Source organism: Nitrosomonas sp. ANs5 (assembly GCF_050584665.1).
In the GTDB taxonomy this organism is placed as follows: Bacteria; Pseudomonadota; Gammaproteobacteria; order Burkholderiales; family Nitrosomonadaceae; genus Nitrosomonas.
Window position 1 is genome coordinate 31,542 of sequence record NZ_JBEUDO010000011.1, and the last position, 25,690, is coordinate 57,231.

Genomic DNA, 25,690 nt, shown 5'->3' on the forward strand with positions numbered 1-25,690 from the left:
ACATAAAGCACGTTCAGCCGAAAAAGCAAGAAATCCCGGATGATACCAGCGGAGAATGGCGAGCCGGGTATTTCAGGCTGTCTGACATGGAGAATATACGCCCTATGTCATAGCCTGACTTCACCCGGATCACGGTCAAAGCATCCGTTATCCTCGTGGATGATGTTCGGCATGCAATCGTTTGAGGCGCTCTCGTGCAACATGGGTATAAATTTGGGTGGTTGAAATATCCGTATGGCCCAGCAAAAGCTGCACCACTCGCAAATCTGCACCATGGTTCAACAAATGGGTCGCAAATGCATGGCGCAGGGTATGCGGCGACAATGGTTTGTGAATGCCTGCTTGGTTAGCCTGGCGCTTGATCATATACCAGCAAGCCTGGCGCGTCATGGCCCCCCCGCGCGCGGTCACAAAAACCATGCTGCTATGTCTGCCAGCAAGTATTGCCGGCCGGGCCTGCTGCATATACAGGTTGAGCCAATGCAATGCCTCTTCCCCCAAAGGCACCAGGCGCTCTTTGTTGCCCTTGCCCAGAATATGCACGATCCCCATATCCTGTCGCACCTGGGAAATCTTCAAACCGATTAATTCCGAGACCCGCAGACCCGCAGCGTAGAGTGCTTCCAGCATGGCACGATCACGCAGCCCAAGCGCTTGCTGGATATCCGGTGCAGCCAGCAACGCCTCCACTTCCGCCTCGGTCAGACTCATTGGCAGCTGCCGTGAATTCTTTGGACTGTCGATATTGACCGTGGGATCGACCCCAATTTTCCCTTGCCGCAGCAAATACCGGTAAAACCTTTTCATGCAAGAAAGTTCTCTACCAGTTGTGCTGGCCTTGATCCCTTGTGCAATCCTGTGGGCGAGAAAAGCCAGCAGGTCGGCTTGCGCTACCCTGGTCAAGCATCCATCTGCCCGCTGTTGCTGCAACAGCCAGTGACTCAGTTTTGCCAAATCAGTACGATAACTGACGAGCGTATTGCGCGCCAAACCATCTTCCAGCCACAAGGCGTCGATAAATTCATCGAGCAGTCTTGTATTGGCTTCAGACGCGCTCATGCTGCAGCAGCCATTGCTTGATTGTCAGCGGCATGCCATCACTGGCATGCATGAACCCCCCCAGTTTGCCATTTTTGGCGATGACACGATGGCACGGGATAATGATGGGCAGACGATTTGCACCGCATGCCTGGCCAACAGCGCGCGGAGCGGAATGCAGCTCGTGGGCGATCTCGGCATAACTACAGGTGGAACCGGGCGGTATCGCCTGGATACATTGCCAGACCCTTTGCTGGTGAGGCGTTCCGCCGATGTGCAGGGACAAATCAAAAACAAATCTGGGGTTATGCAAATAGGCAAGCAATTGACGACAGACCTCGGCCGCGAATAGACTAGCCGGCTCGAGCGCGGGGATGTTCAGTGGCAAATAGTCGACATCGGTCAGCCAGTCCTCTTCGATGCGCACCCCCAGCACCGCGAACGGTGTACGCAATCTTGCCTGGTAATCCCGCTTAGGAACGGTCGATTGTGCTTGATGCTGATCCACTGTCATCGATTACCTCAAGGTGCCCTTGAATTCAAAACGCCCAGGCAGATCTGATCCGTCTCCTTTCAGCGATCCAGGATGATTTCGAGTACAAACTTACTGCCGATATAGGCCAGGAGCAAAACCCCGAACCCGGTCAACATCCAACGAATCGCGATGCGTCCGCGCCAGCCGTAGAGATGCCTGCCCACGAGAAGCGCTGCAAAAATCCCCCAGGAAATAAAACCGAACAAGGTTTTGTGCGTAAACGGCACCGACTGGCCAAACAACTCTTGCGAGAATACGATACCGCTGAATAGCGTCAGGCTCAGCAGGATAAATCCAGTCCAGACCAGGCGGAAAAGCATTTTCTCCATGGTCAGAAGAGGTGGCAGGCGCGTGAAGAGCGAAGAAACCGCGGAATGATGCAGGCGCCTTTCCAGAATAGTCATCAGCAATGCATGCAGGGCTGCAATCGTAAAAAGACTGTAAGCCAGCATAGCCGCCAGCAAATGCGCCTTGAAAACCGGCATTTCAGTATGCGCAAGAGGATGCACAGAGGGAAACATCAATGGCGCCAAAACAGCTATGGCTGCTGTCAGTGAAATTGGCGCGATAAGATTCTGCAGTCCCTGCAAGGATGAAAAAAAGCCTGAGATCCAGTAGATCAGGGCGGTCAGCCAGACGATAGATGACACAGCGTTTCCGACCCCAAAGCTGAGTGCATCATTCTCGAACATGGACTGATGGAGAATCAGACCATGAAATGCCAGCGGCGCAAGCATGATCGTATGCCGCAACGCCACACCAGAGGGTTCGCCTGCTTCATTGTCATGCATGGCGAATGCATGCCTCTGGGTGGTTTGCCAGAAATACCATCCGGCAAACCCGTAAAGCAAAGAAGCACTGAGATAAGTTAGAATGCTAGACATTAATAATCAATAGGATTAGTTAGCAAAGACTAGAGCAGTCTACCCTGCGCTTGAATAAACATGAAGCGCTAATTTGCTATTCTATAAAGTTTAACCAGAGACGTCACTACCCGCCTGACGATATGATTTTAACCAGGAGCATGCATGTTTGATAATTTAACCGAACGACTTTCCGGCGTAATCAAAACATTGCGTGGTGAAGCACGCCTGACCGAGAGCAATATTCAAGAAGCTTTGCGCGAAGTGCGCATGGCTTTGATCGAAGCAGACGTTGCCTTGCCAGCAATCAAGGTATTCATCGAACAAGTCAAACAAAGAGCCATTGGCCATGAGGTCATGGACAGCCTGACGCCCGGACAAGCCCTGATCGGTATTGTCCATCAGGAATTGGTTGCCATTATGGGCGGAGAAAAGGCTGAACTGAATCTGAACGTCGCGCCGCCTGCCGTTATTCTGATGGCAGGGTTGCAGGGTGCAGGCAAAACGACCAGCAGCGGCAAACTGGCCAAGTGGCTGATGGAAGAAAAGAAGAAAAAAGTGTTGCTGGTATCTTGCGATATTTACCGCCCGGCTGCCATCGATCAGCTGGCCCTGCTGGCCGAGCAGACAGGCGCCGAGTTTTTCCCGGTACAGACTGGCCAGCAGCCAGCGGAAATCAGCACCACTGCGCTGGATTATGCCCGCCGCCACCACTATGATGTCGTGATCGTCGATACCGCCGGACGCCTGGGGATCGACGAGGCGATGATGCAAGAAATCACCCAACTGGAACGATTACTGAAACCAGTCGAAACGCTATTTGTCGTCGATGCCATGCAAGGCCAGGATGCAGTCAATACTGCCAAGGCGTTCTCGGATGCCTTGCCCCTGACCGGGGTGATCCTCACCAAACTCGATGGCGATGCGCGTGGCGGTGCGGCGCTGTCGGTCCGGCATGTGACCGGCAAACCGATCAAATTCGCCGGGGTAGCCGAGAAGCTGAGCGGACTGGAACCCTTTCATCCTGATCGCATGGCTTCACGCATACTGGGCATGGGGGATGTGCTAGGGTTGATCGAGGAAGCGCAACGGTCTTCAGACAAGAAAGAAGCCGAGCGTTTGATGAAAAAAATGAAATCAGGCAAGGGATTTGACCTCAATGATTTCAAACAACAATTTCAGCAAATGAAAAAAATGGGTGGCATGGGCGCCATGTTGGGAAAACTGCCGCATCAGTTAAGTCAGGCCGCGCAAAACATGAACGTAGACGAAAAAATCATCAATCGCACGGAAGGCATCATCAATGCCATGACGCCACAAGAACGGACCAAGCCAGAAATCATCAAGGCCTCGCGCAAGCGCCGGATTGCCACCGGTTCAGGCGTTTCTGTGCAGGAAGTCAACCGCCTCTTGTCGCAGTTTGAACAAACGCGCAAGATGATGAAGATGATGAACAAAGGTGGCATGTCCAAAATGATGCGCGCAGTCAAGGGAATGTTCCCTCAAATGCGTTAAACCCGCAAGCCGGCGGCCCCTACTTTACCGGTATGACAGTTGACCGGGGCCACTGGTGAAGAAAACCAAAGCTTTCATCCTCGGACAGCCTCCTAGGAGGCTGTCCGAGAATAGACTGATCTACTGCGGACGAGCCTGATTGGCTGGATTTTACGATCCTTTTCGTTGAATAGAACGACTATTCGCCTCAAATGATCGAAAAATCCCGCTCAACCAGCCTCGCCCTCGCTACGATCGCTATTCTCGGACAGCCTCCTAGCGAGCGCTATCGGCAGCCTCGATTCCCTGCACCGTAGCGCCTGCTTTGATTCCCCTGGCGGCAAACCAGCCGGCATTCATCTCCAATGCATATTTGGCCGCTTTCTCGGCGCGATGGGCTGTCAGCGTATTGGGGGCCATATCGGCGATATTGATGATGGCGCCCGTCTCATCCAGAAAAGCCACGCTCAGCGGCAAGGGGGTATTTTGCATCCACATGCTGTAAATGGCAGTAGTGGGAAAAACGAAGAGCATGCCATGATCCTCGGGCAGATGGGTACGATGCATCAGCCCGGCTGTGCGCGTGGCTGATGTATTCGCGACTTCGGCTGTAATCGAATATTGGGCAATTTCAAGTTCGATAATAGGCAACGCGCCCTGGCCTGCGTAGCTGAACGACAGCATGCTGGCGGCAACCAGCAACAGGCCCAGCACAGGTTTCAGCATCTCCCCGTACTCCCGAACCCTTGCTCGCCTCGTTGACTGGCATCAAAATTTTCTACCAGCGTAAAACTTGCCTGGACAACCGGCACAATGACCAACTGCGCGATCCGCTCCAGCGGATTAAGTACGAAGCTCGACTGCCCGCGGTTCCAGCAGGAAACCAGGATTTGTCCCTGGTAATCCGAATCGATCAACCCCACCAGGTTCCCGAGCACGATTCCGTGCTTATGTCCTAAGCCGGAACGTGGTAGCACCATGGCAGCCAACCCTGGGTCAGCCAAGTGAATCGCGATACCGGCTGGAATCAAGTATGTCTCCCCTGCCCGGATTTCAATTTTGTTATCGATGCAAGCGCGCAGATCCAGCCCAGCCGACCCGGGTGTGGCATAGCTGGGGAGATAATCACGCAGACGCGCGTCCAGTAATTTGATATCAACGTTCTTCATTGCATGCATGCTTCTTTGTATGTTGGTGGTATAAATGGGCGATGTGATCAATCAGCAGATGAGCCTGCTGCATCTTGCCAGCTTTCGGCAAGTGGTGGGTGCCCGTGTCGTCCAGCAGAATCAGCGCATTGTCATCTGATCCGATCGCCAGACGCGCATCGTTCGCGACAATCAGCGGCAATTTTTTCTTTTTGCGTTTTGCAGCTGCATGCCGTTCGATGGCTTCGGTTTCTGCCGCAAACCCCACACAGAAAGGCGCATTCGGCAGACTGGTCACATACTGCAAAATATCCGGATTGGGCACCAAAGTTAATGTCAGATTGGCGGCAGTCTTTTTGAGTTTGTGTTCGAAAGACTCGGCTGGCCGGTAGTCGGCAACGGCCGCAACACTGATGAAAATATCGTTATCATGCACCTCGTCTTTCACGGCGGCAAACATTTCAGCTGCACTGATGACGCTGATGCGTTTATGCACCACTGGCAGTGGTGCGCAAACCGGACCGCAGACCAGCGTCACCTCCGCACCGGCATCACCTGCAGCCTGCGCAACCGCCAGCCCCATTTTGCCAGAGCTCAGATTGGTCAGCCCCCTGACGGCATCCAGCGCTTCAAAGGTCGGCCCCGCCGTGATCAAGACCCGTTTACCACTCAAGGATTTGGATTGAAAGCGGCGATAAATTTCCGCCAGCAGCTCCCGGGCTTCCAGCATACGTCCCACGCCGATCTCACCGCATGCCTGTTGGCCACTGGCGGGTCCCAGTACAGCAATATTGTCTTGTTGCAGCGTGGCAAGATTACGCTGGGTTGAAGGATTTTCCCACATCTGCAAATTCATGGCCGGCGCCACCCATAGCGGGCAACTTCGTGCCAGGCAAAGGGTCGACAGCAAATCATCGGCCAGACCATGCACGAGCTTGGCGATAAAGTCCGCGCTCGCCGGCGCGATCAGTATGGCATCCACTTCACGTGACAGGCCGATATGTGCCATATTGTTTGGAACGTTGTCATCCCATAGCTCGGTGTATACTTTCTTACCCGTCAACCCCTGCAATGTGGCCGCGCCCATAAAACGGCAAGCCGATTCAGTCATCACGACTTGCACCTGCATCTCTTCCTGCACCAACAATCTCGCCAATTCCGCAGCCTTGTAAGCGGCGATTCCCCCCGTTATCCCCAGCAATAGGCGTCTGCCTGCAAGTGGACGCGCTAAAGTCATACCTGTCTCATCATATAGTTATCGAATATCTCAATCGTTAAAGCCAGAAAACCGGCTTCCGCCATAGCTGTCCCGGACTGCACTTCTTCCCGGCCGCCTGCAAGCGCGGCCGCAGAGACCGCTCCGCACCAGCCATCTGCTGCAGCGGGATATTTCTCCCGCACTTCCCTGCCTGGTCAAACATGACACTGATAGTGCGCCGCTATTCATATTTTCAGAAAACAGCCGTTCCCATATGCGTATGCAGTGTCATATAAGCCTAACCACCCACGCATTCTAAACTGCATCCCTACGGTTGTTAGGATAAGAGACTTCTTTTACAGGATTAAATTCCACATGGCAATTTCAGACTGGCCGGCATCCGAACGCCCACGTGAAAAACTGATTGAAAAAGGCGCCACAGCGCTATCCGATGCGGAACTGCTCGCGATTTTTCTGCGCACGGGGGTGAGCGGCAAGAATGCCGTCGAGCTGGCACGAGAGTTACTCGCCCATTTTGGCAGCCTGACTAAATTATGCATCGCCGATTTACACACGTTCAGTCAGCTACCCGGCATGGGCCCAGCCAAATTTGCCCAACTGCAGGCAGTGATGGAAATGGCCCGGCGCGCACTCGCCGAGGAGATCAAGAGTGGCGACATCATGGATTCTCCGCAGTCGGTACGCAACTATCTGCGTCTGAGCCTTGGAGGCAAGCCGCATGAAATTTTTGTCGGGATCTTCCTGGATGCCCGGCATCGCACCATCGCGACCGAAGAGCTCTTTAGCGGCACCCTGACACAGGCGAGCGTCTACCCACGCGAGGTGGTCAAACGTGCTTTATTTCATAACGCCGCGGCCATTATCTTTGCACACAATCATCCCTCTGGAGTCGCCGAACCCAGTCAAGCAGATGAAACCCTGACCCGATCACTCAAACAGGCGCTGGCGCTGGTCGACATACGGGTACTGGATCACTTTGTCATCGGCAGCGAAGAAGTCGTATCATTTGCTGAACGCGGCCTGATTTAAATTGAAAAATCATTGCAAATCAGGCTATAATGCCCGACTTTAGTTTTCAGAATACAGGAGTATGTATCATGGCGCGTGTATGTCAAGTCACAGGTAAACGGCCCATGAGTGGCCATCATGTTTCCCATGCCAACAATAAAACCAAACGTCGCTTCCTGCCCAACCTCCAGTCGCGTCGTTTCTGGCTGGAAAGCGAAAATCGCTGGATACGTCTGCGCCTGAGCAATGCTGCCCTGCGCACCATCGACAAAAACGGGATTGATGCAGTGTTGGCTGATATGCGCGCCCGTGGAGAGCACATCTGATTAATCGCTGCAAAGTTTTGAAAAAGGCATAACCTATGCGTGAGAAGATAAAATTAGAGTCGTCGGCTGGAACAGGTCATTTTTACACCACGACCAAAAACAAACGGGCTAATCCGGAAAAGCTGGAACTCAAGAAATATGACCCGGTTGCAAGAAAGCATGTGGCATACAAAGAGACCAAGCTGAAATAACCAGATCCTGCGCCCAAATAGCCAGTCCATGAGCGTTCAGAACCGACAATAAAAAACCCGCCGAAGCGGGTTTTTTATTGTCTTGAATCATGCAAGACCATGACGACTATGCATAGCAGCGCAGTCTGCGAGAAAAGTTTTCCAGAAAATCGATACCGCTTTCTTCTGCACGGCGGCACCAGTCTTCCAATTGCTTGAGCAGTTCGTCCTTGGTTGCAGCGGAGCGCTCCCATATCATCGAAAGTTCCTCTCGCATATGATAAAGCTTGTCGAGCATCTGGGCATGGCTTAACACCTGCGTCAGCTTGGTCCGCTCTTCCTCCTTGAGAGTTTTGGCATCGGCCAAGACCCAGTTTTTCAAAGTGGAACCATCCACACCATGTTCTGCAGCAACCCCCTGCAAATGCGTCAACTCTTTACTGAAAGCGACTTTCATGGATTGGGTATATTTGGCCAATACCTCATAGCGATGAGAAATGACAGCCTGCAATGTTTCCAGATCGCATTCGGTTTTGCTTTTGTTCAGTTGTAATTTAGGCGCGACTTTTTTGACCTTGGCCAGTCCCATTATTTCCAAAATACGGATATACATCCAGCCGATATCAAACTCAAACCACTTATTGGATAATCTGGCCGATGTCGGATAGGCATGGTGGTTATTGTGCAACTCTTCACCGCCAATCAGAATTCCCCAAGGCACGATATTACGGCTGGCATCCTCCGAACGGAAATTGCGGTAACCCCAGAAGTGGCCGATACCGTTGATCACGCCGGCAGCCATCACCGGCGTCCACATCATTTGCACCGCCCAGATAGTCAGTCCGATCGGACCAAACAGCAGCACATTGATGACCAGCATCGACACAATACCCGCCACGCTGTGCTTGGTATATACGTTACGCTCCATCCAGTCATCGGGCGTGCCATGCCCATAGCGTTCCAGTGTCTCTTTGTTTTTACTTTCAATTTTGTAAAGCTCGGCGCCCTCGGCCAGCACCTTTTTGATGCCGAAAATTTGCGGGCTGTGCGGATCATCCACACTTTCACATTTAGCGTGATGCTTCCGGTGAACGGCAGCCCATTCCTTGGTCACCATACCGGTCGTCAACCAGAGCCAGAAACGAAAGAAATGGCTGGGTATCGGATGTAAATCCAACGCTCTGTGCGCTTGGTGGCGATGCAAAAAAATGGTGATGCCTGCGATAGTGATATGGGTAAATATCAATGCTGTAACAATATACCCCCACCACGGCAAGTCAATCAAACCGGTCAATAATATCGATGCGATATCCATTTTGGTATAAACCCTCCTAAATAATTCCACTTTCTAACTAGTTTAATCTAAAGAGATGTCATCCATTAGTCAAGGAATTTCATGATATTTCTATAAATAATTGATAAATTGAATCAATGTGCCTGATCCCAATTCTTTCCCACACCCACTTCGACCCGCAGCGGAACATCCAGCTCGAGGACATTCTCCATCAGTTTGGGCAGATTTTCCTTTACCAGGAAAACCTCGCTATCGGGAACCTCCAGCACCAGCTCATCATGCACTTGCATGATGAGCTTGCTCTGCAGTTGCGCCTGCACCAACCATCCCTGCACGGCGATCATGGCAAGCTTGATGATATCGGCCGCCGTACCCTGCATGGGTGCATTGATTGCCGCACGTTCCGCACCCATGCGCCGATTGTGCTGGCTGCTACGAATATCCGATAATTGCAATCGTCGCCCCAGTACGGTTTTTACATACCCATTCTGTTTGGCTTCGGTTCGCGTGCGCTGCATGTAATCGGCCACGCCCGGATAGCGGGCAAAATATCGATCGATGAAAGTGCGCGCCGCCATGCGGTCGATATCCAGTTGCGCTGCCAATCCAAATTCCGACATGCCATAGATCAGGCCGAAATTGATTACCTTGGCGTAACGCCGCTGTTCTGCACTGACCTGCTCGACCGGCACACCAAAAACTTCAGCAGCAGTCGCACGATGAATGTCTTGTCCTTCTGAAAAAGCCTGCAGCAGTCCTGCATCCTGGGAAATATGCGCCATGATGCGCAATTCGATTTGGGAATAATCAGCAGAGATGATCTGCCAACCTGCAGGCGCGATAAATGCTTCACGAATCCGCCGGCCCTCAGGCGTACGGACGGGAATATTCTGCAGATTGGGGTCGTTGCTTGCCAAGCGCCCGGTCACTGCCACGGCCTGGGCATAATGCGTATGGACACGCCCGGTTTGCCGATTCACCATTTGAGGCAATTTATCGACATAGGTCGATTTGAGCTTGGCCAGACCGCGGTAATCCAGCAGGACCTTGGGCAAAGGATAATCTAATGCCAGCCGCTGAAGCACCTCTTCATCGGTAGAGGGCGCACCCTTGGGCGTCTTCTTGATAACCGGCAATTTGAACTGTCCGAACAATATTTCCTGTATCTGTTTAGTCGAATTCAGATTAAAGGCATGTCCGGCCATTGAATAGGCCTGCTGTTCGAGCGCTGCCAGTTGCCGGGCCAACTCATTACCTTGTGCGCGCAGCAAATCGACATCCAGCAACACGCCATGACGTTCGATCTGGAACAGAATATCCAGCAAAGGCATCTCTATCTGTCGATAAATTTGCTCAAGCTGGTCATCGCTGCGGATGGCCGGATACAAAAACTGATGCAGGCGTAATGCGATATCCGCATCTTCGGCGGCATAACGCGTGGCCCGGTCAATCTCCACCTGCTCAAAACCGATACGTTTCGCGCCTTTGCCGGTCAGTTCATCGTAGTGAATAGTCTGAACGCCCAGATGACGGGTGGCCAAGCTATCCAGATCATGCGACTGATGCGATTCCAGCACATAGGATTGCAGCAACGTATCATGGACAATTCCGTTTAGTGTCACCCCATGGTTTGCCAGCACATGCTTGTCATATTTCAAGTTTTGGCCAAGCTTGGCTTGATCGGGGTCCTCCAGCCAGGGCCTCAGCCGTTCCAGCACCCGCTTACTGTCCAACTGCTGCGGGACGCCAGGATAATGATGTGCAAGCGGCAAGTAGGCCGCCTGGCCCGGCTGTATGCAAAGTGACAGCCCCACAAGCCTTGCTTCCATGGGATTCAGGCTGGTTGTCTCAGTATCCACCGAAACCAGCTGGGCATGTTCACACTGCTTCAACCATTCATCCAGTAGGGACTCGGTCAAGATGGTCTGGTAGTCCAGATCCAATTCGGTGCGCGCTGGCTGCACGACTGCAGGATCGGGGTCAGGCATGACAGGATCACTGTCATTCGCGGCCTGGGTTTGCTTGAGCTCGCGCAGCCAGCTTTTGAACTCAAGGCGTTCGTAGAGCGCCGCCAGTTTTTCCGTATCCATGGCGTTGGTCACAAGGCCATGCCAGTCAATGTCCAGCGGCACATCACATTTGATAGCCAGCAATTTCCTGGAAGTCTCCAGCCAGGGAAGGCTTTTGCGTAGATTCTGGCCCACCACCCCGCTGATTTCATCGGCATGGGCAATCAGATTATCTAGCGTGCCATACTTTTTTAGCCATTTGGCTGCTGTCTTGGGCCCCACTTTCTCGACCCCAGGAATGTTATCGACACTGTCGCCCACTAGCGCCAGGAAATCGATAATTTGCGCAGGGGTCACGCCAAATTTATCAAGAACCCCCGATTCATCCAGCCGCTCGTTATTCATGGTATTCACCAATTGAATGCCCGGCCCCACGAGTTGAGCAATATCTTTATCGCCTGTGGAAATAATGCATTGCACTTGCTCATTGGCAGCAAGCCTGGCCAATGTGCCGATCACATCATCAGCTTCAACACCCTCTTCCATCAAGAGCGGCCAACCCATTGCACGTATGCATTCATGCAGGAATGCAATCTGCCTGGACAAGTCATCCGGCATCGGTGGACGATGCGCCTTGTATTGCGGGTAGATCTCATCTCGAAATGTTTTACCTTTTGCGTCAAACACACACGCGCTATAATCGGGGTGGTACTCTTTGTGCAGGCGACGCAACATATTCAGCACGCCATAGATCGCGCCAGTGGGTTCATTGTGACGATTGCGCAAATCCGGTAAAGCATGGAAAGCGCGGTACAAGTAAGAAGAGCCGTCGACCAACAAAAGCATTTTCATCAAAAAAGGACCTTTATGAGCTTGCAAGCTAAACTGGCTAATGCATTGACCTTGGAAAAACCTTGGTCAGCCAAGGAATCATGGCGAGTTTTCGGGATCATGGCGGAATTTGTCGAGGGAACAGAACGACTTGAATGCATCCAACCGGCCGTCAGCATTTTTGGCAGCGCAAGAACCCACCCCGACCATCCACATTATAAATTAACCGAAGCGATTGCAAGACAATTGTCGGATGCCGGATTCTCTGTTATCTCCGGTGGCGGCCCGGGTATTATGGAGGCAGCCAACAAAGGTGCTTTTTTAGGCAAATCGCCGAGTGTGGGACTGAACATTCAGCTGCCCCATGAACAACATCGCAATATCTATCAGGATATCAGCCAAACTTTTCGCCATTTTTTTGCGCGCAAATATATGTTTGTCAAGTTTGCAACCGCCTATGTCGTCATGCCAGGGGGATTCGGCACACTCGACGAATTGATGGAAGCGCTGACGCTGGTACAAACCGGCAAAACCCGAAAGATGCCAATCATTCTTGTCTGCTCGGATTTCTGGCAGGGTGTGGTCGATTGGTTTCGTCAGGTACTGGTGGCAGAAAACTTTATCGCGCCAGAAGATATGGACCTCATCCAAATCATCGACGAACCCACCCAGGTGGTCGATGCGATCTTCCGCTACTATGAAACATCCGGGTTTGAGCCCTCGGCAACCGAACGCGACATTCAGCTGAATCTTTAGGATAGGCACAGATCTCTTTCCCCATAACCCACAACCTGTTTCGATTTTCTATATTTTGGAGTGACCAGCATGAGATCGGTGACCATCCTCCTGCTTCTTGCCAGTTCGATCTGGGCAACCTCATCTGTCCTGGCACAATCCCGGCCACAGCCCGATGATTTGGTGCCTTTGCCCGATTTACCTGACCCCCCTAGTGAAGAAGACATACCGCTGCCTGATCTGGGACTTGATCCATCCCTGGAGCCTGAAATCACCATACGCGAGGGCGAAGAGGAAACAATTGAAGAATATCGTATCAATGGCCAGCTTTATATGATCAAAATTACGCCACGAATCGGCAAGCCTTATTATCTGCTGAACCGCCGGGGTACCGTTGGCGGCCCCCATCGGGGGGATATGATGGAGTCCGATGTCAGTGTTCCAATGTGGGAAATTTATCGCTTCTGATTTTCTCCAATGGCCTGCGCACAAAATCCAAGCCTTTCCAAATTGTTCCAAACCGGCTGCTTCTAACCTGCTAACGCTTTTTTCATTGCGCCATTCATGTCTGTTTTTACTCCCGTCACCCAAACACAACTGAGCCATTGGCTGCACAATTATTCACTGGGCACATTAATCGATTTACAGGGCATTTCATCAGGAATAGAAAACACCAACTACTTTGTCACGACCACACAAGGAAAATACATTCTCACCCTGTTTGAGAAACTGACCGACACCGAGCTGCCCTTTTACCTCAATCTCATGGCACATCTTTCCAGTCATGGTATTCCTTGCCCCAGACCGATTGCGCCGCACAATCACGCTTTATTCAGCTGGTTGAACGATAAACCCGCCTGCATCGTCACTTTCCTGCCAGGCCGGTCCGTGCTTCACCCCACAGAGAAGCAGTGCGCCCAGATCGGCGCGATGCTGGCAAGGATGCACTTGGCTGGCCTATCCTATGCGGACCGAAATGAAAACCCACGAGGTCCAGACTGGTGGCAGGCAACGGCCCAAGGCGTCAGCCCTTTTCTTACGCCGGCAGAGCGTGAGTTGCTTGATATGGAATTGCGATATCAGGCCGCACACCCCACGAACAAGCTCCCGCAAGGCATCATTCATGCAGATTTGTTTCGCGATAACGTTCTGTTTACATCTTCTGGCATCGGTGGCATTATCGATTTCTATTTTGCTTGCAATGATGCGCTGCTCTACGACCTCGCCATTACCGTCAATGACTGGTGCATGCTCGGAAATGAAATGCTGGATAAGGCACGCACCCGGGCATTTATAGTGGCCTATCACACCATCCGTCCATTAAATGCTGAAGAGCGCCATGCCTGGCCGCAGATGTTACGTGCCGGAGCACTGCGTTTCTGGATATCGCGCTTGTATGATTATCATTTGCCTCGCCCAGGCGAATTGACGCACAAAAAAGACCCAGCGCATTTTAGAAAAATTCTGGAATATCATTTGACCAACCCGAGCATGTTGCCGCATCTCTAGCTCTGAAACCGATTTTCAAACACGGTAGAAACATGATTTGTGTTTCTAGGAGGCTGTCCGAGAATAGCGATCGTAGCGAGGGCGAGGCTGGTTGAGTTGGATTTTTCGATCATTTGAGGCGAATAGTCGTTCTATTTAACGAAAAGGATCGTAAAATCCGGCCAATCAGGCTCGTCCGCAGTAGATCAGTCTATTCTCGGACAGCCTCCTAGGTATTCTGCTTACCGGCTCGTCCTGACACCTATCAATGCTCGCAGATGAGTCGTTTTACATTACAGGAGGAACATACAGATGGATGCGCGATATGTACGCGGCAAACAGGGATTACAATGGATAGTGAGCGGTTTCTATTTTTTTCGCCAGGCCCCCCTCAACTGGATATTGCTATGCTTTACTTACCTGCTGATCGGTGCCACGCTGGGCCTTATCCCGCTGCTGGGAAGTTTTGTGGGCACACTGACCATGCCGGTCTTTGTGGCCGGCATCATGGTCGGGTGCAGACAACTGGATCTGACCGGTAAGCTTGATCTGGGATACCTATTTGTCGGTTTCAAAAAAAACACCTCGGCACTGATCACGATAGGCGGACTCTATCTGATCGGCGATGTCCTGATCATTGGTGTTTTCATGCTGCTAGGAGGGGATGCTGTCGTCGACATGTGGCTCTATGGCAAGCGTTTCGATGAGAGTGAGTTACCTGCCGTGATGGATGATGCCTTATCCGCCTTTCTATTTGCCCTGCTACTCGTCATCCCGCTGTTAATGGCAGTCTGGTTTGCCCCCATGCTGGTAATGTTCGAGAATATGCCGCCCGTTATTGCCATGCGCAAAAGTTTTTTTGCCTGCCTGAGAAATATCTTTGCTTTCCAGATATATTTCATCACGCTGCTTTTTCTTGCCTTTTTGGCATCAATACCCTATGGACTAGGCTTCATTTTATGGTTCCCGGTCACCTTTGCCTCCGTATACGTGAGTTACAAGGATCTCTTTCACTACGATGAGGACAGCGGCACAGACCCCGCCCCAGACGAGCACGAGAACAAAGAGGATGTCAGTCAGATAGAACAGCGCTAAACCGGTATCCCGATGACCGGGATACCGCTATACGGCGAAGACAGGGTTAGGTCAACAAGCACCCAACTGTTGACCTAACCCTGTCTTCAGTCAGCCGGTTGTAACAGTCAATCCAGGAGATCCAGGCCGGCCAGAAACCAGGGCTGGCAACACTCATAGAGGTGTCAGTTTGGCATAGGCGAGTGAAAGCCATTTGGTGCCGGCACGGCTAAAACAAATCTGCACTCGCATATCCGCTCCACTCCCTTCGTAGTCAATAATGGTACCTGGCCCGAATTTCGTGTGCGAGACCTGTTGACCGATCCGCAGACCCGATGCATGCGCAGCCATAGCAGCCACGGGCCGGGTTGACACATTGCCCGCAGCGCTTCCTGCAGTACGACGGACATGTCTGGAATCATGTGCCGGATTCATAAAAAATGGCTGCGATCCGATGTCCGCTCTGGAATTTGGCCGCAACCTTTTTAGCAAATCATCGGGAATCTCTTCAGCAAATCGTGACGGCACATTCACTCGCGTCTGCCCGTGCAACATGCGGCTCTGGGCGTGACTAAGATATAAGCGTCGTTGCGCGCGCGTCATCGCTACATACATGAGGCGCCTCTCCTCTTCCAGGCCATTTGCCTCATGACGGCTATTTTCATGAGGAAATAATCCCTCTTCCAGGCCGCTGATAAAGACTGCGTGAAATTCCAGTCCCTTGGCTGCGTGCACAGTCATCAGCTGAACTGCGTCCTGGTAGCTGCCAGCCTGGTGTTCGCCGCCCTCCAAGGAAGCATGGGAAAGAAAAGCCAACAGACTATCATCCTCAGACTCATGCACGAAACTCGTTGCCGCATTGATCAATTCCTTCAAATTTTCCAATCGTTCGGCGCCTTCGCGCTCGGCCTGATAATGCGCCATCAAGCCGCTAATCTCTCCCACACGGTGAACGATTTCAGGCAACGACAGGCCTGCACAGGCCTGTCGCAGGGTCTGTATGAGATGCACGAAGCCGGCGACACCCTTTCCAGATGAATTTGCCCGGCGTACCGCCGCCTGTGCTTCGCCATCACATCGCCTCAGTGCTGCCTGCCATAGACTACTGCCTGCGGTACCGGCCTCATCCTGCAGCTGCTCCAGTGTCCGGGCACCGATACCTCGCGCCGGAAAATTAATGATGCGCAACAATGCGTGGTCATCATCCGGAAAAGCTATCATACGCAAATAGGCAAGCGCATATTTGATTTCTTGCCGATCAAAAAAGCGCATACCACCGTACACCCGGTACGCAATCGATGCGTTAAACAGGCTGTGCTCCAGAATCCTTGACTGGGCATTGGAACGATAGAGTAGCGCAATGTTGGAAAGCGCCAGGCCCTCTGCCTGCAATGCCTTGATTTCATACACAATAAAGGCCGCTTCGTCTATATCCGTTATCGCATGATAAACCCGAACCGGCTCGCCATGCCCCTCAGCAGTCCATAGATTTTTGCCCAGGCGACCATCGTTATGGCTGATCAATGCATTGGCTGCATCCAGAATATTGCCGTGTGAGCGATAGTTTTGTTCCAGCTTAATGACTTTGGGAATCGAAAAATCCTGCTCCAGATCTTTCATATTGCCAACATGCGCACCCCGGAATGCATAAATACTCTGGTCATCGTCACCAACGGCAAAAATAGCCGCCTGCTGCTGCGAACCAGCTCCCGCCAGCAATTTGAGCCATTTGTATTGCAAACGATTGGTGTCTTGGAACTCATCAACTAAAATATGATTGAAACGGTCTCGATAGTGATCACGCAGAATCTCATTGCGGCTCAGCAACTCATAACTGCGCAACAGCAATTCGGCAAAATCAACAATACCCTCGCGCGCGCAGATCCCTTCATAAATCTGATAACACTCTGCAAGCTTGCGTCTGTAACTGTCCTGTGTCTCGACCCGGGATGCGCGCAAGCCTTCCTCTTTGGCATTGTTGATAAACCACTGAACCTGTCTGGGTGGAAATGATTTTTCATCCAGCGAACGTTCCTTCAACATGCGCCTAATGACTGCCAGCTGGTCTGACATATCCAGTATCTGGAAAGCCTGGGGCAACCCTGCATCCTCAGCATGCGTACGCAACATCCGGTTGCACAAGCCATGGAAAGTACCGATCCACATGCCGCGTATATTGATAGGCAACATGGCGGCAATGCGCGTGATCATTTCCCGGGCCGCCTTATTGGTGAAGGTCACAGCCAGGATATTTTGCGGATGCGCCTGACCGGTCTGGAGCAAATGAGCGATACGGGTAGTCAGTACCCGCGTCTTGCCACTACCGGCACCCGCCAGCACCAATGCGGAATGGTGTGGCCAGGTGACGGCTTCGAGCTGTTCCGGGTTCAGGCCGGAAAGTAACGATGTCATATGAATGGAAGCAATATTCGAATTTCCCTGCACAACAACCCACTTGAAACAGGAAAACCATGAATTTTACTTTTTGCTTTTTGCGACCAGATCCAGAATCAGAGGTGTCAGAATCAGTTCGATCGCCATGCCCATTTTGCCACCCGGCACGACAATCGTGTTCGGACGGGACATGAAAGAATCGCCGATCATATTGAGTAAAAAGGGAAAATCCACACCATGATAATCACGGAAGCGAATGACAACCATGCTTTCATCTAACGAGGGAATTTCACGCGCGATGAAAGGATTGGAAGTATCTACCGTTGGCACACGCTGGAAATTGACGTGCGTGCGCGAGAACTGCGGCGTGATGTAATGCACATAATCATGCATGCGACGCAAAATGGTATACGTCACGGCTTCGGCAGAGTAGCCTCTTGCCGCTGTATCCCGATAGATCTTCTGGATCCACTCGAGGTTGACGATGGGCACCACGCCCACCAGCAGATCCACAAATTGAGCCACATCGGCGGTGTCGCTTTTTACCCCCCCATGCAAGCCCTCGTAGAACAGCAAATCCGTGCCCGGTTGGATAGATTTCCAGGGCGTAAAGGTGCCTGGCTTCTGATTGTAGGGTGCAGCTTCTTCATCGTTGTGCAAGTATAAGCGTGTCTGACCAGAACCCGTTTCGCCATACTCTCTGAAGAGCGTTTCCAGTTTCTCGAATTCATTTGCTTCCGGACCGAAATGACTGATTGGCCGCCCTCCCCCTTTCTCTGACGCTTCAACCGCCTGCTTCATGGCTTCCCGGTCGTAACGATGAAAACTATCCCCTTCCACAACAGCCACTTTCAGTTGCTCGCGGCGAAAAATATGCTCAAAACTGGTTTTGACTGTGGATGTACCAGCGCCGGACGATCCGGTCACGGCGATAACAGGGTGCTTTTGCGACATTTGTTGCTATCTCCTTGAATATAATACGGTCAATTAGGAATATTAATATAACGGCTTGCGTATAAATGTAGTGCGAATGATACTTGTTTTTAGACCGTTCTTGGTGGGTATTCTATAACTCTTTGAACAAAAAGAAGTTTACACCATATAGTTTTCTTGGCATAAATCACTTCCCGCTACGAATTAGAAAAGAATAAAGGATTGTTCGATAGAATCGATAGCTTCTGCTCAAGTGTGATTACTTGAAGCAGCGAGGGTTCTTTCCTGCAGCATTCGCCTGTTGTTGTAGCTGCAGCGCTCTCGGCAAGCGGGCTTGCAAATCCTGGATACGCGTGTCATGAGAAGGATGGGTGGAAAGAAACTCGACAGGTTGCGGTCCCTGACTGGCTTGGGTCATTTTTTGCCAGAGAGTAATGCTTTCTGCTGGATTGAATCCCGCCTTGGCCATCAGATCCAGGCCGATCATGTCCGCTTCGCTTTCGTGCAGTCTACTAAATGGCATGATGATGCCATACTGCGCGCCCACTCCCAGCAGGCCGATAGCCGTCTGCCCCATGGCAGTCTGTGGCGCAGTGACAGCCTGAATGAGGGTGAGCCCCATTTTCGTACCCACTTGCTGGGACATCCGCTCGTTGCTATGCCGGGCAAGAACATGCCCGATTTCATGGCCGATGATGGCTGCCAGCTGATGCTGGTTATCCACTAAGTCAATCAAACCCGCATGGACACCGATTTTCCCGCCAGGCAGTGCGAATGCGTTGAGTGAACGGTCCTGGAAGACGACAACCTCCCACTCCCCGCCGACTTCCCTGGTAAGCGCATCCGTGACACAACGGACAAATTCGATATGCGCTGCATTGCGACTCACTGGATTTTCTCGTTTGAGCGTTTCAAAGGCCTGCAGCCCCATGCTATTCAATTCGGCATCCGGCATGAATGCGAATTGCGTTCTGCCCGTAGGCGACGTCGCACAAGCGGCTAGGATAAGTGCCAAACATAAATTAGAGAATAGCTTCATTTTGCTTGTAGCAGCCAAATCAGATTGTTTACCAGTGAATCAGGTTGTTTGCTCGGTCAAAACTATCATATAAGGATAAAAAAGCAAGCAAATATTATGAGCACCTTATGAATCTCCCGCCGAGCAGGCAGCCGGTCACCACCGAAAGGGCATCATGAGAATATTGGCCAGGCGGCTGCATGAACCTGGATCGCGCCATTCGGCCAGACCGATTGTCATGCCCACATGACCAGCCTGTGGCTGTGCGCGATAGGTACCGAACACTCTGTCCCAGATGGCGAGATTGAAGCCAAAATTACGGTGCATTTCATGCTGGAGAGTTGAATGATGAACCCGATGCATATCGGGCGTCACAATCAAAATTCGCAGGTAGCGATCTATCGAGCCAGGCAAGCGAATATTGCTATGATTGAACATGGCCATCGCATTGAGAATGATTTCAAAAAGCAGCACGCCCCAAACAGAAACACCAAGCAGAATTATTGCAATAAATTTAATCAGCATGGAAAGCAGCATTTCGAGAGGATGAAAACGTGCGCCAGTGGTGACATCGATATCCAGATCAGCATGGTGTACGCGATGCAAACGCCACAGCGGCGCATAGATATGCATCATGAGGTGTTGGCCATATATGACGAGATCAAGCAGCACCAGGCTTAAGCCAACCATGAGCCAAAGTGGTAATTCAAACTGATTGAACAAGCCCCATTGATTGTCAGCTGCATAAGCGGCCACACCGGTTCCTGCAACAGGAAATACCAGCCTGATCAGAATGGTATTCAAAACCGTCAGCGATAAATTGTTACGCCAGCGCAACCATTTGGAAATGGCCAACTTGCGCCTGGGCGCATAGACTTCCCAGGATGCCATCAAGAGCAAGATGCCCAGAAAGCATCCCGCCCGGATCAGGGCTTCCTGCTCAGCCAGCATGGCTCAGATTTGCAGGTTATTCCTGCGCACCCAACTCCAGCGCCAGTTTGCGAGACAGTTCGGCGGCTTCCTCGGAAACCTGTTGATCCAGCCAGCCGGCAAGATGCCTGTGAGTGATGTCGCCAAGAACTTTGATCCAATCAGAGTGCTCATTGAGACAGGGAATATAATGAAAATCTTCTCCACCCGCTTCGATGAAAGTCGCTTTCCCCTCGATAGCGATCTCTTCGAGAGTTTCCAGGCAATCCGCAACAAAGCCGGGACAAACAACATCGACCCGCTTGAGATTTTGCCTGCCCAACTCCTTGAGCGTTTTGGAAGTATAGGGACCCAACCATTCCGAGAAACCGAAACGCGACTGAAAGCATACCTGGTATTGGTCGCTCGTAAGAGCTAGTGCCTCCGCCAGCAGCCGGCCAGTTTTCTGGCATTCACAATGATACGGATCGCCCAGGTCCAGCGTCTTGCGCGGCACACCGTGGAAGCTCATGATCAACTTATCCGGCTGGCCATGCTTGTCCCAATATTCACGAACATTTTGGGCCAATGCCTCGATATAGCCGGCATCATCGTGGTAGTGCTTCACTGTACGTACAGCGGGAATATTCCGCATGCTACGCAACTCGGAAAACACACCATCCATTGCACAGCCACTGCTGCTGGCGGAATATTGCGGGAACAGCGGCAAAACCAGAATGCGATCGCATCCTCTTTCCTTCATCCGCTGCAATTTCTCTGCGATCGATGGCGTCCCGATCATCATGGCATATTCCACCACCGGGGCCGGTTTGATACGCTCTTCCAGCGATTGCAACAGCAATTCAGTCTGGCGCTCGGTGTGTACTTTCAGGGGCGAGCCCTCCGGCATCCAAATCTGCGCATATTTCTCCGCTGATTTCCTGGGACGCGTGTTGAGAATAATACCGTTCAGAACGAACCACCACAACCAACGTGGCAGCTCGATAATCCGCGGCTCGCTGAGGAACTGCTTGAGATAGGGTCTCAAAGCCTTGGCTGTCGGCGCATCGGGGGTACCCAGATTGATCAGCAGCACACCGATCCGGTTCATCGAGCCATGTTGATAGGCAGGTTCAGGTCGCATCATTTGCTCACTTTGATAATTATTGAAAATCGATCTTCAATGCTGTGCCAGATTACTCGAAAACAGTCTGGCAGTAATATCAACAATCGGAATAATACGTTCATAAGCCATGCGCCGCGGGCCAATCACGCCAACCGTTCCAACCACTTCCCCTTCTATTTCATACGGAGCCATCACCACGCTCACTTCTTCCAGCACGGTGGCATCAGATTCGCCGCCAATGAAGATTTTCACACCATGCGCCTGACGGCTCAGCTCCATCAGCTGCAGCAATTTTGATTTCCGCTCGAACAGCTCGAACAACTTCTTCAGGCCGGCCAAATTCTCGGACAAGTCACGGATATCCAGAAGCTTGTGCTCCCCGGAAATGACCACAGTCTCACTACTCTCGCGGAAAGCATCGCTGCCGGCCTCAATCGCCGCATTCATGAGGTGAGTCATATCATGGCGCAATTGCAGCAGTTCGCTCTGCAAGCGGGCACGGATTTCTTCAAGGGTGCAGCCTGCATAATTCTGGTTGAGAAAATTTCCGGCCTCTATCAAGTCAGACTGACTATAGACCGAATCAGTAAAAATAATCCTGTTCTGAACATCACCTTCTGGCGTCACCAGGATCAACAGGATGCGTTTCTCGGTCAATGCCATAAACTCGATATGCCGGAACACTGCCCCGCCTGCTCTTCTGGGCGTCATGACCACCCCGACAAACTGTGTCAGATCTGAAAGCAACTGTGAAGTGACATTGGCCAGCCGTGATGGATTGTCCGGATGCATCTGATTGGTCAGAGTAGTAATTTGCGCCTCATCCAAAGATTTGACGATCAGCAAGGAATCGACAAAGAAACGATAGCCAAGTGCTGTCGGCATGCGCCCAGCAGAGGTATGTGGACTGGAGACAAGGCCCATCTCCTCAAGATCGGTCATCACATTGCGGATTGTGGCTGGACTGAGATCCAGACCTGAAAATTTGGCGAGCGAACGCGAACCAACTGGTTGTCCCTCATGGATATAACGTTCAACCAAAGTTTTAAGTAGTATTTTTGCACGTTCGTTGAGCATCGGTTTATTCTACACCAATAGGTGCCGTCAGATGAGTTGACCACGAAGCTAAAATTGCTCGAGTTTTAGATAAGGGCACATTTAACATTTTTCAACTTACTTTTACCTTTAGTAGCAGCTGCGTTAATATTCTTAAATTTGTGCCCCACTTGGAGGCTGTCCGAGAATAGCGATCGTAGCGAGGGCGAGGCTGGTTGAGTTGGATTTTTCGATCATTTGAGGCGAACAGTCGTTCTATTTAACGAAATAGGATCGTAAAATCCGGCCAACCAGGCTCGTCCGCAGTAGATCAGTCTATTCTCGGACAGCCTCCTTGGAAGTACCCACCGAGATCCTCCCGGTGGCAATTCCTGACCATTAATTTTAATAAACGGATTTATTTCAAAGTCAAAGGCAGATGGCCATCCCATTCAAAACAATTGCATTGATCGGCAAGCACAAAAACCCGGATATTACGATACCTTTGCTAAATTTGGCACAATTTCTCTCTGAGCGAGATTTCAACGTGGTGCTGGATGTCCTGACTGCCGCCCATATCGAGGATCTTGCCTATCCAGCCTTGACCCTGGAACAAATTGGCAAACAGGCCGACCTGGCGGTCGTGATCGGAGGTGACGGCACAATGCTCAATATTGCCCGCGCACTGGTTTCATACAATGTACCCTTGATTGGAGTCAATCAAGGGCGACTGGGATTCCTGACAGATCTGACTGTCGATACCATGTATGACACGCTGGCCACGATGCTGGAAGGCCAGTACGTTGTAGAAAACCGCACGCTGCTGGCAACCGAGGTGATGCGCAACGAGGAATGCGTTTACAAGGAACTCGCTTTCAATGATGTCGTGCTGCACCGCGGCGTGAGTAGCGGCATGATTGAGTTTGAAGTTCGCATTAACGATGAATATGTTTATTCACTGCGCTCGGATGGCTTAATCGTGGCCTCACCCACCGGTTCTACCGCCTATGCTCTCTCGGCTGGCGGACCGATTCTGCATCCAGGGCTCGATCTGATAACGCTAGTACCGGTCTGCCCGCATACCCTGAGCAATCGTCCCATCGTGGTCGGTGCCGATGCGGTAGTTGATATCAAGGTTCATTATACGACCGAAACCAAAATCTACGCCGACAGTCATTCCTGGTTTGACCTCGGGGAACATGACCGGGTCGTGGTGCGGCGCTACCCGGAAACAGTCAGGCTGATGCATTCCATCCATTACAGCCATTACCGTATGCTGCGAGAAAAGCTTGGCTGGAGCGGAATTCTCCAGAAAAACGGCGGCTGATCGGCAACCATGCTTCTGAGCCTGTCTATCCGTGATTTCATTATTGTCGATCACATAGAGCTGGTTTTCAAACCCGGCTTTACCGTACTCACCGGCGAGACCGGTGCCGGCAAATCGATTCTGATTGATGCATTAGTACTCACATTGGGTGGGCGGGCCGAATCCGGACAAATCCGGCATGGCTGCAAACGCGCGGAAATCACCGCAGAATTCGACCTGCACGCGCTTCCTGCAGCCCAAGCCTGGTTACAAGCCAATGCGCTAGATGAAACACCGGACAGCTGCATACTCCGCAGGGTAATTGAAGCCAACGGGCGGTCACGTAATTTTATCAATGGCACCCCGGTCACCCTGCAGCAACTGCGTACCGTGAGCGAGTGGCTGATCGATATCCATGGGCAGCATGCCCATCAATCATTATTACAAAGCCAGAAACAGTGTGAGCTGCTTGACGCCTGGGCCGGCAAAACCGAGCTCGCCCGGCAAGTGGCAGCCGCTCACCGTCACTGGCAGGCGCTTCATCGCCAAAGACTTGCCTGGGAAAAGCACCGCTCTCAAAGCCTGCAGGAACATGAGCACCTGACATGGCAGCTGCAGGAATTGTCTTCCCTGAATTTCTCAGCAGAAGACTGGCAAGCGCTTCAGGCTGACTATAACCGGTTGGCGCATACTGCAAGCTTACTGGAAGCCGCACAATATAGCCTGGAAACCTTGTCGGAAGGAGAAACGGCCGCATTATCCCAGATCAGCTCAGTGACTAGCCGTCTACAGGCATTGATCGACATCGATCACACACTCGAACCCATCTGTGCCCAATTGGAATCGACACAGATCCAGCTGCAAGAAGCCGCCTATGAATTAAAACATTACCAGCAGCGCCTGGATCTGGACCCGCAAAACTTGCAAACAGTGGAAGCCCGTATGGCAGCCATTCACGGGACGGCGCGCAAATACCGCGTCAGCCCCGAAGCCATCCCCGAGCTGCTGGCAGCTGCACAACAACGGCTACAGATACTGGAAGGCGTTGTCGACGGCTCAACCCTCATCGACGCCGAACAGGCTGCCTGGAACGAATATGAACGTCTTGCGGGCACATTAAGCAAAGCGCGCCAAGCCGCTGCCAGCAATCTATCCAGATCGGTGACAGAAATCATGCAAACCCTGGCGATGGCCGGTGGCCGTTTCGATGTTGCTTTGACAGCATTGCCAAAAGGCGGCCAACATGGCCTGGAACAAATCGAGTTCCAGGTATCAGCGCACCCTGGTTTGCCCCTGCGTCCATTGAACAAAGCAGCATCTGGTGGTGAACTGTCGCGAATCAGTCTTGCAATCCAGGTCATTACCAGTCAAAGCGGCATCACACCCACGCTGATTTTTGATGAAGTCGATGCAGGCATCGGAGGGCAAGCAGCGGAAAAGGTCGGGAAGCTGCTCAAACAATTAGGCCAATCGCGTCAAGTGATGTGCATCACCCATCTAGCACCGGTAGCTGCCATGGGCGATCAACACTGGCGAGTGTCCAAAGCTACTGGCACCCAAACCGCATCCTCACCCACCACACATATTCTGAATCTGGACCTGCCAGCACGAATCGAGGAAATCGCCCGTATGCTGGGAGGCGAAACAATCACTTCGGTCACACGCACACATGCGGCAGAAATGTTACAAAACAACCGGCCGAGCGAACCATAATCCCGGAAATCTTGCCCAATCGCT

Annotated in this window: 24 protein-coding genes; 10 read left to right on the forward strand and 14 right to left on the reverse strand. The window is 51.8% G+C overall.

Going from position 1 to position 25,690, the window contains the following annotated elements; translation table 11 throughout:
* Positions 1-147: 147 nt before the first annotated feature.
* From xerD to ABTW62_RS04445, 3 genes are read right to left on the reverse strand one after another with little or no spacing between them, the layout of a single operon-like run.
* A complete protein-coding gene (gene xerD, locus ABTW62_RS04435) occupies positions 148-1,059 on the reverse strand; it encodes a site-specific tyrosine recombinase XerD (protein WP_430903377.1) in 912 nt (303 codons plus the stop codon).
* Positions 1,046-1,552 carry a methylated-DNA--[protein]-cysteine S-methyltransferase gene (locus ABTW62_RS04440; protein ID WP_430903378.1) on the reverse strand — a complete coding sequence of 169 codons (507 nt, stop codon included), beginning with the start codon at positions 1,550-1,552 and terminating at the stop codon, positions 1,046-1,048. The genes xerD and ABTW62_RS04440 overlap by 14 nt, the downstream gene beginning before the upstream one ends.
* Positions 1,553-1,611: 59 nt before the next feature.
* Positions 1,612-2,457 carry a cytochrome C assembly family protein gene (locus ABTW62_RS04445; protein ID WP_430903379.1) on the reverse strand — a complete coding sequence of 282 codons (846 nt, stop codon included), beginning with the start codon at positions 2,455-2,457 and terminating at the stop codon, positions 1,612-1,614.
* Between the two features lie 144 nt (positions 2,458-2,601).
* Between ABTW62_RS04445 and ffh the strand changes: the two genes are divergently transcribed.
* Positions 2,602-3,951 (forward strand): signal recognition particle protein, encoded by a 1,350-nt coding sequence (gene ffh / locus ABTW62_RS04450; protein WP_430903380.1) that lies wholly within the window; start codon positions 2,602-2,604, stop codon positions 3,949-3,951.
* A 255-nt stretch (positions 3,952-4,206) separates the two neighbouring features.
* On the opposite strand, the gene ABTW62_RS04455 is transcribed toward ffh, so the two are convergent.
* Genes ABTW62_RS04455 through coaBC form a run of 3 tightly spaced genes read right to left on the reverse strand, consistent with a single transcriptional unit; the run spans position 4,207 to position 6,315 of the window.
* A complete protein-coding gene (locus ABTW62_RS04455) occupies positions 4,207-4,656 on the reverse strand; it encodes a DUF192 domain-containing protein (RefSeq protein WP_430903381.1) in 450 nt (149 codons plus the stop codon).
* Positions 4,650-5,099: a dUTP diphosphatase gene (dut, locus tag ABTW62_RS04460; RefSeq protein WP_430903382.1), complete on the reverse strand. Its 450-nt coding sequence runs from the start codon at positions 5,097-5,099 to the stop codon at positions 4,650-4,652. Before dut ends, ABTW62_RS04455 begins: the two co-directional genes overlap by 7 nt.
* The gene (gene coaBC, locus ABTW62_RS04465) at positions 5,086-6,315 is read right to left on the reverse strand and encodes a bifunctional phosphopantothenoylcysteine decarboxylase/phosphopantothenate--cysteine ligase CoaBC (RefSeq protein WP_430903383.1); all 1,230 of its coding nucleotides are present in this window, start codon (positions 6,313-6,315) and stop codon (positions 5,086-5,088) included. Before coaBC ends, dut begins: the two co-directional genes overlap by 14 nt.
* 336 nt (positions 6,316-6,651) lie before the next feature.
* On the opposite strand from coaBC, the gene radC reads away from it, so the two are divergent.
* The 3 genes from radC to rpmG all read left to right on the forward strand — a co-directional run bounded on the left by radC (position 6,652) and on the right by rpmG (position 7,822).
* The gene (gene radC, locus ABTW62_RS04470; protein ID WP_430903384.1) at positions 6,652-7,326 is read left to right on the forward strand and encodes a RadC family protein; all 675 of its coding nucleotides are present in this window, start codon (positions 6,652-6,654) and stop codon (positions 7,324-7,326) included.
* A gap of 68 nt (positions 7,327-7,394) precedes the next feature.
* Positions 7,395-7,631: a 50S ribosomal protein L28 gene (gene rpmB / locus ABTW62_RS04475; protein WP_090410859.1), complete on the forward strand. Its 237-nt coding sequence runs from the start codon at positions 7,395-7,397 to the stop codon at positions 7,629-7,631.
* A 35-nt stretch (positions 7,632-7,666) separates the two neighbouring features.
* Complete coding sequence (gene rpmG, locus ABTW62_RS04480; RefSeq protein WP_090410857.1) at positions 7,667-7,822, forward strand: 50S ribosomal protein L33; 156 nt, start codon at positions 7,667-7,669, stop codon at positions 7,820-7,822.
* Between the two features lie 106 nt (positions 7,823-7,928).
* Here the strand turns inward: rpmG and ABTW62_RS04485 are convergent, their stop codons facing one another.
* The gene (locus tag ABTW62_RS04485) at positions 7,929-9,116 is read right to left on the reverse strand and encodes a DesA family fatty acid desaturase (RefSeq protein WP_430903385.1); all 1,188 of its coding nucleotides are present in this window, start codon (positions 9,114-9,116) and stop codon (positions 7,929-7,931) included.
* Between the two features lie 113 nt (positions 9,117-9,229).
* Positions 9,230-11,956, reverse strand: a complete 2,727-nt coding sequence (gene polA / locus ABTW62_RS04490) for a DNA polymerase I (protein ID WP_430903386.1) — start codon at positions 11,954-11,956, stop codon at positions 9,230-9,232.
* Between the two features lie 15 nt (positions 11,957-11,971).
* Between polA and ABTW62_RS04495 the strand changes: the two genes are divergently transcribed.
* From ABTW62_RS04495 to ABTW62_RS04510, 4 genes are all read left to right on the forward strand, one after another.
* On the forward strand, positions 11,972-12,691 hold the full coding sequence (locus tag ABTW62_RS04495) for a TIGR00730 family Rossman fold protein (RefSeq protein ID WP_430903387.1): 720 nt from the start codon (positions 11,972-11,974) through the stop codon (positions 12,689-12,691).
* 69 nt (positions 12,692-12,760) lie between these two features.
* Positions 12,761-13,138: a DUF2782 domain-containing protein gene (locus tag ABTW62_RS04500; RefSeq protein WP_430903388.1), complete on the forward strand. Its 378-nt coding sequence runs from the start codon at positions 12,761-12,763 to the stop codon at positions 13,136-13,138.
* Between the two features lie 96 nt (positions 13,139-13,234).
* Positions 13,235-14,179, forward strand: coding sequence for a homoserine kinase (locus ABTW62_RS04505; protein ID WP_430903389.1), 945 nt, complete (start codon positions 13,235-13,237; stop codon positions 14,177-14,179).
* Positions 14,180-14,470: 291 nt separating this feature from the next.
* Entirely contained in the window at positions 14,471-15,253 is a 783-nt protein-coding gene (locus tag ABTW62_RS04510; RefSeq protein WP_430903390.1) for a BPSS1780 family membrane protein, read from the forward strand.
* Positions 15,254-15,406: 153 nt separating this feature from the next.
* Here the strand turns inward: ABTW62_RS04510 and ABTW62_RS04515 are convergent, their stop codons facing one another.
* From ABTW62_RS04515 to hrcA, 6 genes are all read right to left on the reverse strand, one after another.
* The gene (locus ABTW62_RS04515; RefSeq protein WP_430903391.1) at positions 15,407-17,644 is read right to left on the reverse strand and encodes a UvrD-helicase domain-containing protein; all 2,238 of its coding nucleotides are present in this window, start codon (positions 17,642-17,644) and stop codon (positions 15,407-15,409) included.
* Positions 17,645-17,710: 66 nt separating this feature from the next.
* Positions 17,711-18,580 (reverse strand): phosphoribulokinase, encoded by an 870-nt coding sequence (locus ABTW62_RS04520; RefSeq protein ID WP_430903392.1) that lies wholly within the window; start codon positions 18,578-18,580, stop codon positions 17,711-17,713.
* Between the two features lie 238 nt (positions 18,581-18,818).
* The gene (locus ABTW62_RS04525; protein ID WP_430903393.1) at positions 18,819-19,514 is read right to left on the reverse strand and encodes a M48 family metallopeptidase; all 696 of its coding nucleotides are present in this window, start codon (positions 19,512-19,514) and stop codon (positions 18,819-18,821) included.
* A gap of 219 nt (positions 19,515-19,733) precedes the next feature.
* A complete protein-coding gene (locus ABTW62_RS04530) occupies positions 19,734-20,528 on the reverse strand; it encodes a sterol desaturase family protein (RefSeq protein ID WP_430903394.1) in 795 nt (264 codons plus the stop codon).
* A 16-nt stretch (positions 20,529-20,544) separates the two neighbouring features.
* A complete protein-coding gene (gene hemH / locus ABTW62_RS04535; RefSeq protein WP_430903395.1) occupies positions 20,545-21,633 on the reverse strand; it encodes a ferrochelatase in 1,089 nt (362 codons plus the stop codon).
* A 33-nt stretch (positions 21,634-21,666) separates the two neighbouring features.
* Entirely contained in the window at positions 21,667-22,689 is a 1,023-nt protein-coding gene (hrcA, locus tag ABTW62_RS04540; RefSeq protein WP_430903396.1) for a heat-inducible transcriptional repressor HrcA, read from the reverse strand.
* A gap of 397 nt (positions 22,690-23,086) precedes the next feature.
* Here hrcA and ABTW62_RS04545 point away from each other — a divergent pair, with 397 nt between their 5' ends.
* The gene (locus ABTW62_RS04545) at positions 23,087-23,974 is read left to right on the forward strand and encodes an NAD kinase (RefSeq protein ID WP_430903397.1); all 888 of its coding nucleotides are present in this window, start codon (positions 23,087-23,089) and stop codon (positions 23,972-23,974) included.
* Between the two features lie 9 nt (positions 23,975-23,983).
* Positions 23,984-25,666, forward strand: a complete 1,683-nt coding sequence (gene recN, locus ABTW62_RS04550; protein WP_430903398.1) for a DNA repair protein RecN — start codon at positions 23,984-23,986, stop codon at positions 25,664-25,666.
* Positions 25,667-25,690: the final 24 nt, after the last annotated feature.